The following is a 9,242-nucleotide window of genomic DNA, read 5'->3' on the forward strand; positions in this document are numbered from 1 at the left end:
TCCATGCTTAAACTGGTGTTCCAGGCCCTTGTCGTGCTGGCCCTGACCGCACGCACGGTGATGGCCGATCAGCCCGACGATGCGCGCCCCGTCGTTCATGTGGTCTCGAACGATTTCGTTCTGGCTGGAAAGTTGCGTGCGCTTGGCGCGGTTGCCGAAGAGGTCGGGGTGCAGCTGCGGCATGTTCTGATCTCGACACCTGGAGCACAGGAGTGGTGGGCGGGCGCGGATCTTGTCGTTCTGGATGTGCCTCGCCCCTCGGACCGGGGGGAGGTCGAGACATTCCTTGAAGAGCATCCCGCACCCGAGGGAGTGAAAGTGCCGCGTATCACCATTGGTGGCGGCCCGCCTGCAGGTACCGGGCTTGCCCGGCCGGATGCGATGAAACTTGCCGGGTATTACGGTTTCGGCGGGAGGGATAACCTGCGGGCCTTCTTTCGTGCCGTTCTGGCATGGCACGGCGGTAAGGCGCTGACGGACATGGCCGCGCCCGCGCGCAGACCGGCGGCCGGTGTTTATCATCCGGCAGCGGAGCGCAGTTTTGCCGATGTCGATACCTATCTTGATTGGGGGCAGAAGCATGGCCGGTGGCCGGAGGCCAAGGGACGGGTGATTTTCGTCTTCGACCAGGGCAGTATCGCGGGGTTGCAGACACAGGTGATCGACGGGCTGATCTCCCGAAGCGAGGCGGCAGGATTGATCCCGCTGGCGGTCTGGATAGACTCGGCCGATGAGCGGGCACTGTCGCGTTTCGCCGAACCGGCGCAGGCCGACGCTATCGTCAACATGACTCATATGCTGAACGGTCCGGCGCGCAGTGCCGAGTTTGAGGCACTTGATATGCCCGCGATCCAAACACTGTCCTACCGCGAGGGGAACTTGGCGGAGTGGATGGAAGCAGACACGGGTATTCCGGCCCGCCTGAGCGCGCCGTTCTTGGCCGTGCCCGAGGCATGGGGCATGAGCGACCCGATCGTTCTGAGTACGGTGGAGAACGAGACACGACAGATCATACCGGCGCAGGCGGACCTGTTGATCGAAAAGCTGGTGCAACTTGTCGCTCTGCGCCACACGCCAGCCGGGGAAAAGCGGCTGGCGATGATGTTCTGGAACTATCCCGCGGGCGAGAAAAACCTGTCTGCCTCCAACCTGAACGTGCCGCGAAGTATCGAGCGCATGACAACCGCGCTTGGGGCTGCGGGATACGATGTGCCGGTCCTTGATGAAGCGGGAATGATTGAGGCGGGGCAGGCGATGCTGGCGGGTATCTACCGCTCCAAGCCGCTTGAGACCCTGCTGGCCCGTGATCTGGCTGTCGCGCTGCCGGTATCGGAATTCGAGGCATGGGTCGCAACCCTGCCGGGCGACAAGCGCCATGCCATCGGGCACCTGGGCGCGCCCGGTGATCATTGGGCTGTGCGGGATGTCGATGGGCAGCCAAGCTTTGTCATACCGCGCCTGCGGCTTGGCAACATGGTCATCCTGCCGCAGATGCCGCGTGGGGCCGAACCGGGGGCGCATTTGCACGATATGACCGCTCCTCCGGATCCGCTTTACATGGCGGCTTATCTTTATCTTCGGGAAAGTTTCGGGGCGGATGCGCTGATCCATCTTGGCACGCATGGCACACAGGAGTGGCTGCCGGGCAAGGATCGCGGGCTTGCGGCCTCGGATGACCCATTCCTGATGCTGGGGGGCATGCCGGTTTTCTATCCTTACATCCAGGACAACGTGAGCGAGGCGTTGCAGGCGCGCCGCCGGGGCAGGGCGGTGACGGTCAGCCATCAGACGCCGCCATTCGGGCCGTCGGGGCTTTATGATGAGTTGCGCGACCTGCATGAGATGCTGCACGATTACATGCAACTTGAGCCGGGCGCCGTGCGGCAGACGACCGGGCGGGACATCGTCACGGCGGCGGTTGCCGCGGATATCGACAAGGATCTTGGAGTGTCCGAGGCGGATCTACGCGCCGATCTGGCCGCGCATCTGCCGGCGTTGCACGATCTTTTGCATGAACTGTCCCGGCAGGTCATTCCTCTTGGGCTTCACGTATTCGGTGAACCGGCAGCCCCCGAGGACCGCCTTAGCACAGTCCTGCAACAACTTGGCCCGGGGTTCGCCGAGGCGGCGGGGGATGACCCGGACGAGATGTTGACAGAAGACAACGAAAGCCTCAGGCAATCGCGCAGCTTTGACTTGTTGCGGCGGCATGTTCTGGAGGCCGAGCCGCTTGATGGACTGTCCGATGAGTTGCGTGTGCGGCTTGAACGCGCGCGGAAACTTGACGCCGGGCTAGCCGCCCCTGGTGAGATGGAGGCCTTGTTGAACGGTCTTGCCGGGGGCTTTGTGCGCCCGGGCACCGGGGGCGATCCAGTGCGCACTCCGGATACGGCCTCGGGGCGGAACCTGCATGGTTTCGAGCCGGACCGCCTGCCCTCACGGGCGGCTTTCGAGGCAGGCAAGGTGGCTTTCGACAGCCTCGCCGCCGAACTGCGAAATGAAAATGACGGTGTCTGGCCGGAAAAGATTGCCTTCAGCCTCTGGGCCTCGGAAGCAATCCGGCACCAGGGTATTACCGAGGCACAGGTTCTGCATGCCCTAGGGTTGCGTCCGGTTTGGCGCGACGATGGGCGCGTGCTGCGCCTTGAGATCGTGCCGGATGACGAAATGGACCATCCGCGCATCGACGTGGTGGTGCAGGTCACCAGCGTCTACCGTGACCAGTTCGACGGTTTCATGCGGCTGCTGGCCGACGGGATCGACAGGCTGGCAGCCCGGGATACCTCCGACAACATCGTTGCCCGTAACAGCGCCCGCATCTCCGATCTGCTGGAGGCGAGCGGGGTCTCGGCTCAAGACGCCCGCGCGCAGGCGTCCCTGCGGATTTTCGGGAACGCCCCGGGACGCTACGGCAGCGGTCTGGCGGACCGGACTGTCGCCTCGGACAGTTGGAATGATGACGGCACACTGGCCAAGCTTTACCTCGACGGGAACGGTTATGCCTTCGGTGCCCGAGCCTGGGGCGTGAACGGTACGGACCATGACCTTTTTGCCGAACAGCTGAGCGGCACACAGGCGGTTGTGATGTCTCGTTCCTCCAACGTGCACGGCGTTCTGTCGACCGATCACCCCTTTGATTTCATGGGGGGGCTGTCGTTGGCGACGCGGCATCTCGATGGACAGGCGCCCTCGATGTTCGTGACTGACATGCGCAGGGGACCGGCCCGGATGCAGTCTCTTTCGTCGATGCTTTCGACGGAGCTTCGTGCCCGGTATCTCAATCCGCAATGGATCGAGAAAATGATGGAGGAGGGGTATGCTGGCACGTTGTCCATGCTGAACGCCACAAACAACCTTTTCGGCTGGCAGGTCGTAGACCCATCAAGCGTGCGAGCCGATCAATGGCAGGCTTATTTTGAAACCTATGTGCAAGACAGCCGTGATCTGGGGCTGGATGCCTATTTCGAGGCCGAGAACCCCACGGCGCAGGCGCAGTTGATGGAGCGCATGATCGAAGCGATCGGCAAGGGATACTGGGATGCGCCGGACGAAACACGCCGGGCACTTGCGGACCGTTGGCAGCAGCTTGAGGCCGAGCATGATGTTGAGACCGGTGCCGAGGTAACGCGCACTTATGTAGCCGAGATGGCCGCGGGCTTTGGCCTGGAGGTTACTGCACCGGCGGAAGGCAGCGTAGAGGGTATGCAGCCCCCGGAAACCTCCGAGGCGGAAGCGGCACAGACACAGGCCGTCAGCGGGCAGGCCCTGGAGCTTTCGGAGCCAGCCGAGGAGCCGAGGGATTGGTGGTTGCTGTTGGTCGGTGCGATGCCGTTCTTTGCGTGTTTCATGGCCGGGGTCGGGATGCAGTGGCACCGGGGCAGCCGATGCAGGGCGTAACCTTCACTCAAGGACAGGATTCTACATGACACAAATCGAATTCGAGCTTTTCCAGCTTGCCGGGCTTTTTTTCGTGCCGGTTCTGGGGCTGATCGTAGCGGCGCTTGCCTATGCGTTCTTCGCGCTTGGCACCTTCGTCTGGGAAGCTCTGCAACGCCTGCGTGGCCGACAGCCACCGCTTGATCCGACTGGCAGGCTTGCATCGGAGGATTTCGAGTTGAAAATCCTCAAGCGTCTGGAATGGTTGCGCATCGTGTCGCGCACGGCGCCGATGCTTGGTCTGGTGGCCACGATGATCCCCATGGGGCCAGCGCTTTTGGCATTGAACAGTGGCGACGCCGCGGCGATGTCTGAAAACCTGGTGATGGCGTTCTCGGCGGTGATCCTTGCGTTGGTGGCGGCCAGCATTACGTTCTTCATCCTGACGGTTCGCCGCCGCTGGCTGCTGGAAGAGTTGCGCGCACATGAACGGGCTCTGATCTGATGCGCTTTCTCGACAATGATGATGCGGATGATCCGATCCTGTCGGTGGTGAACCTGATCGACGTGTTTCTTGTCATCACCGCGATCCTGATGGTGCAGGTGGTGGTCAACCCGCTCAATCCCTACACGCAGGACAAAGTGACGGTGATCGAAAACCCCGGAACGCCGGAAATGCGCATTACGATCAAGGATGGCACCGAATTGACCCGATACGAGGCCAGCGGCGACATTGGCGAGGGCCAAGGTGTTCGAGCCGGTACCACCTATCAACTGGACGACGGACGCATGATATACGTGCCCGAGCAGTGAGATGCTGAGAGTTGGCGAGTGTAGATATGCCGTATTGCGCGGATTCATGGCAGGTCCATGTCAGGTGAGCGTTCCCGTAGGGCGTCGATGAACAGGGACTTGGACCCGGATAGCGACTCCGTTTTCCACAGGGCGACGGTCTGGAGGCGTTCGGTGACGTCCTCGAGGTCGAGGATCACCAGGTCGCGGATCAGAATGTTGCGCACGCTTTCGGTCAGCACTGTTACGCCCATGCCACAGGCGACTAGGCCGAGGATGCCGGCGGAATTATACGCCTCCTGTACGATGTGAGGTACAAAACCCGCCCGGCGACAAAGCGGGAAGAGGTAGGAAAAGAAATGTTCCCAGTCGCGGGTCGGGCCGTGGATAAAATCCTCTTGCGCCAGTTCGTTCAGCCGGATGCTGCCGCGGCGGGCCAGGGGGTGGTTTTCATAGACCACGCAGACCAGTCTTTCGGACTGGATCGGCACCTGGTCATAGCCGGCGCGGCTGATCGGGCCGGTCACACAGCCGATATCCAGCTCGCCCTGGTCGAGCTTGTGCAGCTGGGTCGAGGTGACATCATGATGCGGGTGCAGCACGATGCCGCGATGGCGGGCCTGGAACGTCTTCAGCAGGCTGGGCAGCACCCCGCCGATGGCCATATCGGTATAGCCGATGCGCAGGCTACCGATCTGGCCGCGATCGACCTGGCGTGTCTCTTCGACCGCGCGATCGACCACGTTCATGATCCCATGAGAACCGCGCAGGAAAGCCGCACCCGCCTCGGTCAGGCGCACAGCGCGGTTGGAGCGATCGAACAGGCGCACCTGCAATTCCTGTTCCAGGTGCTGGATCGCCCGGCTGAGTGCGGGCTGGGCCACGCCGAGTCGGTCGGCGGCGCGCCGGAAATGCAGTTCTTCGGCGACGGCCAAAAAGTAGCGGATATGGCGTAGCCCGAATTTAATGATGCTCTCCAGGTATCAGATTAGACCGAATTGATATTATACAGGCAACAAAGTCTGTGACAATCTAATCCGAAAACAACAAGAACCGATACAGACCAACATGGAGATTTCAATGAAGACGATCAAAGCACTGCCGCTGGCCGCTTCGCTTTTGTCGCTGGGCCTTGTGGCGCAGGGCGCGACGGCGCAGGACGTAACACTTAACCTGGGCTATGCCGCCGCCGAGGGCAGCACCTATGGGGTTCTGGCTGACAAGTTCGAAGAGCTGGCCGAGGAATATTCCGGCGGCAGCATCGACGTGAAGGTGCGCTGCTGCGGGCAGCTGATGGGCGAGGACGAGGCCTTCAAGGCGATGCAGCTGGGCACGGTGGACATGTTCGTCATCACCGGCAACAACATCTCGCCGCATTTCCCGCTGATGGATGCGTTTGTGCTGCCGTATATTTTCGAGGACAAGGACCACGCCTATACCGTTCTGGAGGGCGAGGTCGGCCAGGATTTCGCCGCGCAGCTTTACGAAGCCACGAACGTGCACCTGCTGACCTACGGCTTTGTCGGCGACCGGGATTTCTATAATGGCCGCAACCCGATCACCAGCATCGAGGACATGCAGGGCCTGAAGGTGCGCGTGCCCAAGAACCAGGTGATGATCGACACGTTCACCGAGTTCGGCGCGGCCCCCATTCCGTTGCCCTGGGCCGATACGCCGACTGCCTTGCAGACCGGCACGGTGGAAGGCGGCGATAACGGCACGTCCTTCATCAAGTCGCAGAAATTCTACGAGTTCATGCCCTATTTCACGGTGCTGGAGCATTTCACCTATTTCTCGCCGCTGTTTGCCAGCGACCGCGCGATGAAGAAGCTGAACGACGAGCAGCGCGACGCGGTGATGCGGGCGGCCAGAGAGGCCGGGGTTTACCAGAAAGAAGAAATGACCAAGCAGGTCGACCAGACCCGCGATTTTCTGACCGGCGAGGGCGGCATGGAAACCGCCGAGTTCGAGCGCGGGCCGTTCATCGAGGCCGGACAGCGCGTGCAGGATGCCTATGCCGCAGATAAGAGCGACGCCTTCAAGGCGTTGGTCGAAGATATCCGCGCGGCTGCGGAATAACCATCGCTCACGGTGACCATGAAGGCCGCGGCGCGCGCGCTGCGGCCCGTCTTCACCGTGCTTCAGGGAGTGGACCATGCTGGACAAGCTTGACCGCTATTTCGAAGAGGTGCTGTGCACCGTCTTTCTGAGTGTCGTGGTGGGATCGGTGCTGTTGCAGGTTGTGATGCGCTTTGTCTTTCATTCCGCCGCCGCCTGGGCCGAGGAAACCGCCGTCTACGGCATGATCTTCGCCATTTACCTTGGCGCGACCATGGCGGCGCGCGACCGCGCGCATATCCGCATAAGCCTGCTGGTCGCCCGCCTGCCGCGCGCGCTTCAGGTCGTGTCGGTGGTGCTAGCCGATGCGCTGTGGGCGGGCTTTGTGATTTTCATGATCGTGCAGACCACGACCTATACGCAGCTTCTGTTCCAGATGACGTATCAGACGCCGGGTCTGGGCATCGAGCAGCGCTGGATCCAGATGTTCATCCCGGCCCTGTTCTGTCTGATGCTGTTTCGTATCGCGCAAGTCTACTGGCGCTGGAAACAGGACGATTTCAAAGGATTGCCGCTATGACCGACGCCGGACCCGAGACCAAGCCGCAGGGTAAGGGCCCTGTCGCATCGATCGTCTTTGCGCTGATGCTGATGGGCGTGGCGGCGACCTATGCCGCTGGCCTCAGTGGCCCGATCACCATGGCGGTCGTGTTCGTCGTGACCATGGCGATCGGCGTGCCGATCCCCTTTGCAGCGGGCATCGCCACGGTGGCGGGGCTTTATATCGCCGACATTCCCATGACCCTGATGGCGCAGGCCGCATGGACCGCGTTCGAGCCGTTCCCGCTGGTGACCATTCCGCTGTTTGTGCTGGCCGGTCAGTTGATGGAACAGGGCGGCATGTCTGAAAAGCTGGTCAATATCGCGCAAAAGCTTGTGGGTGCCTACAAGGGCGGCCTGGGCCTTGTGACGGTGGTGGCCTGCATGTTCTTTGCCGCGCTCTCGGGCTCTGGCCCTGCGACCACCGCCGCCATCGGTTCGATCACAATTCCCGCGATGCAGGAAGAGGGCTATCGCTCGCGCTTTGCAGGGGCTATCGCGGCGGCGGCGGGCGCGCTTGGCAGCATGATCCCGCCCTCGAACCTGCTGATCATCTTTGCGCTGGTCACGGACGTGTCCATTCCGCGCTTGTTTCTGGCGGGTATCGTGCCGGGGATCGTTCTGGGCGTCATGCTGATGATCGTGGTCTTCGTGATCTCGGCCCGCAACGGTTATGGCGGCACCGGCGAAAAGTTCCGCTGGGGGCCACTGCTGGAGGCGTTCTGGGAAGGCAAATGGGCGGTCATGGCGCCGGTCATCATCCTGGGCGGCATCTATTCGGGTATCTTTACCCCGTCCGAGGCGGCGGGGGTAGCGGTGGCCTATGGCCTATTCGTGGGCATGTTCATCTATCGCGGGCTGACCTGGGCCAAGCTGTTTTACGCGTTCAAGTTCACCGCCATCGTGATCGGCACGGTGCTGTTCATCCTCGGCTCGACCAAGGCGTTCGGGCAGCTGGTGACGATCTTCGACATTCCCGATGCGATGCTGGGTCTGTTTGCCGGGCTGGCAGAGTTCCCCTGGCTGGTGATGCTGCTGATCGGCGCGTTCTACATCGTCGTGGGCATGTGGCTGGAAAGCATTCCGCAGATCATCATCTTTACCGCTGTCTTCTTTCCGCTTGTGACCAGCCTTGGCATCGACCCGGTGGTGTTCGGTATCTTCACCGTCATGACCTGCGAGATCGGCTTTCTGACGCCGCCCATCGGGGTGAACCTGTTCGTGGCGGCCCGGATCAGCAAGATCACCATCGAGGAGATTTCCGTGGGGGTTCTACCGCTGTTGATCCCCTACATACTGATGATCTTCCTGTTGGTGTTCTTCGACTCCTGGGTGACGTTTCTGCCCGACCTTTTCTATGGACCTATGCGATGACCGAAATGACCAAGACTCCGCCTATCCTGGGGTATGTGAACGAACTGTCGGCACGGCCCGGCGAGCTTCTGGAATTCAAGGTGTCGTCCCTGTCGGACCGGCCCTTCACGGCGCGACTGATGCGCTCGATCAGCGCCGATCCCAACCCCGCGGGGCCGGGGATCGTCGAAGAGGATGCATCGGACTGGTTCCCGATGGCCAGTTACCCGTCGGTGGAAAGGCCGTTTCACGCGGGCTCTTACGGCCTTGCCGAAGAGGAGGTCGCGCTGCCCATGGGCGCGGGGCTGACCGTGTCGGTCACGGTTCAGCCGACCCTGCGATCCGACGCGCGCCAGACGATCTTCAGCCTGGGGGCGTTCGCGCTTTACCTCGACGCGACGGGGGCGGTGACGGTGGAATTGGAGGGCCGCGCGGTTGGCACCGGTCAACCGGTGAAGCTGCACAAATGGTATCGGATCGTGGCGCAGGTACAGGACGGCCAGGTCACGCTGAGCCAGCGGGCGATCAACCAGGTGGGCGTGGATCCGGTAGAGGCGTGGGGG

At 61.9% G+C, this 9,242-nt stretch carries 7 protein-coding genes and 1 pseudogene; 7 read left to right on the forward strand and 1 reads right to left on the reverse strand.

The features are described from left to right. Nucleotides 1-3 precede the first annotated feature (3 nt). The 3 genes from cobN to RBB32_RS08185 are packed head-to-tail and all read left to right on the forward strand — an operon-like array spanning nt 4 to nt 4,689. The gene (gene cobN / locus RBB32_RS08175) at nt 4-3,897 is read left to right on the forward strand and encodes a cobaltochelatase subunit CobN (protein ID WP_306152208.1); all 3,894 of its coding nucleotides are present in this window, start codon (nt 4-6) and stop codon (nt 3,895-3,897) included. 25 nt (nt 3,898-3,922) lie between these two features. Beyond that, nucleotides 3,923-4,381: a MotA/TolQ/ExbB proton channel family protein gene (locus tag RBB32_RS08180; protein ID WP_306152209.1), complete on the forward strand. Its 459-nt coding sequence runs from the start codon at nt 3,923-3,925 to the stop codon at nt 4,379-4,381. Beyond that, nucleotides 4,381-4,689, forward strand: coding sequence for a DUF2149 domain-containing protein (locus RBB32_RS08185; protein ID WP_306152210.1), 309 nt, complete (start codon nt 4,381-4,383; stop codon nt 4,687-4,689). Before RBB32_RS08180 ends, RBB32_RS08185 begins: the two co-directional genes overlap by 1 nt. A gap of 44 nt (nt 4,690-4,733) precedes the next feature. Here RBB32_RS08185 and RBB32_RS08190 read toward each other — a convergent pair whose 3' ends face one another. After that, entirely contained in the window at nt 4,734-5,648 is a 915-nt protein-coding gene (locus RBB32_RS08190) for a LysR family transcriptional regulator (protein ID WP_371931037.1), read from the reverse strand. Nucleotides 5,649-5,748: 100 nt separating this feature from the next. Between RBB32_RS08190 and RBB32_RS08195 the strand changes: the two genes are divergently transcribed. The 4 genes and pseudogenes from RBB32_RS08195 to RBB32_RS08210 all read left to right on the forward strand — a co-directional run. Next, nucleotides 5,749-6,747 (forward strand): TRAP transporter substrate-binding protein, encoded by a 999-nt coding sequence (locus RBB32_RS08195; protein WP_306152211.1) that lies wholly within the window; start codon nt 5,749-5,751, stop codon nt 6,745-6,747. Nucleotides 6,748-6,823: 76 nt separating this feature from the next. Next, entirely contained in the window at nt 6,824-7,306 is a 483-nt protein-coding gene (locus RBB32_RS08200; protein ID WP_306152212.1) for a TRAP transporter small permease, read from the forward strand. Next, a complete protein-coding gene (locus RBB32_RS08205) occupies nt 7,303-8,700 on the forward strand; it encodes a TRAP transporter large permease (protein WP_306152214.1) in 1,398 nt (465 codons plus the stop codon). The genes RBB32_RS08200 and RBB32_RS08205 overlap by 4 nt, the downstream gene beginning before the upstream one ends. Further along, a pseudogene (locus RBB32_RS08210) lies at nt 8,697-9,242 on the forward strand (N,N-dimethylformamidase large subunit); the annotation flags it as partial. The gene RBB32_RS08205 and the pseudogene RBB32_RS08210, both read left to right, overlap by 4 nt.

It is taken from the genome of Roseovarius sp. MMSF_3281, assembly GCF_030733685.1.
Taxonomy (GTDB): Bacteria; Pseudomonadota; Alphaproteobacteria; order Rhodobacterales; family Rhodobacteraceae; genus Roseovarius.

Excerpts from the sequence above, each read along its gene's own strand:
- RBB32_RS08205 (WP_306152214.1), top strand. The coding sequence starts at position 7,303 with ATGACCGACGCCGGACCCGAGACCAAGCCGCAGGGTAAGGGCCCTGTC.
- RBB32_RS08180 (WP_306152209.1), top strand. The coding sequence starts at position 3,923 with ATGACACAAATCGAATTCGAGCTTTTCCAGCTTGCCGGGCTTTTTTTC.
- RBB32_RS08195 (WP_306152211.1), top strand. The coding sequence starts at position 5,749 with ATGAAGACGATCAAAGCACTGCCGCTGGCCGCTTCGCTTTTGTCGCTG.
- RBB32_RS08185 (WP_306152210.1), top strand. The coding sequence starts at position 4,381 with ATGCGCTTTCTCGACAATGATGATGCGGATGATCCGATCCTGTCGGTG.
- cobN (WP_306152208.1), top strand. The coding sequence starts at position 4 with ATGCTTAAACTGGTGTTCCAGGCCCTTGTCGTGCTGGCCCTGACCGCA.
- RBB32_RS08200 (WP_306152212.1), top strand. The coding sequence starts at position 6,824 with ATGCTGGACAAGCTTGACCGCTATTTCGAAGAGGTGCTGTGCACCGTC.